This is a genomic window from Pseudoalteromonas sp. AOP7-A1-14 (genome assembly GCF_052376275.1).
In the GTDB taxonomy this organism is placed as follows: domain Bacteria; phylum Pseudomonadota; class Gammaproteobacteria; order Enterobacterales; family Alteromonadaceae; genus Pseudoalteromonas.
In genome coordinates this window covers 1-1321 of sequence record NZ_JBQSVO010000241.1, presented here as the reverse complement: position 1 = coordinate 1321, position 1321 = coordinate 1, and the positions used below count along the sequence as shown (strand labels likewise).

At 38.7% G+C, this 1321-nt stretch carries 1 protein-coding gene; it reads left to right on the top strand.

What is annotated here, in order from left to right; genetic code table 11:
* The first annotated feature begins 74 nt into the window (after positions 1-74).
* Entirely contained in the window at positions 75-1112 is a 1038-nt protein-coding gene (locus ACT3RM_RS17865) for an IS110 family transposase (protein ID WP_301563131.1), read from the top strand.
* Positions 1113-1321: the final 209 nt, after the last annotated feature.

Below are 1321 nucleotides of genomic sequence, written 5' to 3'. Positions count from 1 at the left end.
AACAGATGTATGGACTCCCACTTCCATCAGAAGTAACGTAATAAGTGTCCAAACTTTTACTAAGGAGCCCATACATGTTGAATTGTAATGTGATAGCGATTGATTTAGCAAAAAATTTATTTCAAGTTTGCAAAACGCAAAGCAATGGCAAAGTTATTTATAACAAAACAATAAGCAGAGCCAAGCTTAAAGAGTTATTAATTAAAGAAAAGCAATCTTTAGTTGCTATGGAGTCATGTGGCGGAACGCATTATTGGGCGCAATTTGCTAAACAGGCAGGGCACCAGATCAAAGCGATTAACGCGCGACAGGTAAAAGCGTTTCGTCAAGGGCAGAAAACCGATGCAAATGATGCGCTGGCTATTTCAGTTGCAGCGAGACAGCCTCATATAAAAGGAAGTCGTTTACTTTCAGTGCAAGAGCAATGCTTACAAGGCATTGAATGTATGCGTGATTTATTAGTCAAAGAAAAAGTCAGTTTAGGTAATCAACTAAGAGCTTTATTGTTAGAGTTTGGTTACCCAATTGCTCAAGGGGATACGAAGTTGACCCAAGCGATACCTGAGATATTAGAAGATGCTGAAAACAGCCTAACAGGCGCTTTTCGCTTCACAATTAACCGAGTTTATCAGCGTTTTACTGAGGCGATTGAAGAGGTGAAGCTGATTGAAAAGCAATTGCATGAAGTAATTAAAGAAGATCAAACCTGTATACGTTTGCAAGCATTAGAAGGCGTGGGACCTGTCTGTGCAATACTGATTAAAATAGCACTAGGTAATATAACCCATTTTAAAAATGGTCGAGAAGCTGCGGCCTGCTTTGGTCTAACACCAGTACAGCATAGTAGCGGGGGAAAACAAAATATAGGCTCGATATCTAAAGTAGTAGGAAATAAGAAGCTGCGTAGTGCTTTGTATAAAGGCGCATTAGCTGTTGTTTCACAACTAGAAAAAAGAGAAGTTCGTAGCCAAAAAGATATATGGTTAAAAGCATTAAGTGTACGTCGAGGCAAAAAAGTAGCCGCTATAGCGTTAGCAAATAAAACAATCAGAACGGCTTTTGCAATGCAAAAGCATAACAAAGATTATCAGCCACAATTACTTGTGGCTTAAAGACTTGTCAGAAAGATCGATTGAAATAGGTAAGACCGACCTTCAATAGACTGTTAGGGTCTGAAGTTTGAAAAACTGCTCAACAGAAAAGTCATGAAGGTGCGAATACATTTGAGGCCAGGGGTAGCTCCTCAATTTGAGCCCGTATATAAGCTAGCATCTAATTTATTTCAATTTTATTTTTGACATTAATAGGGAGTCCATATAAG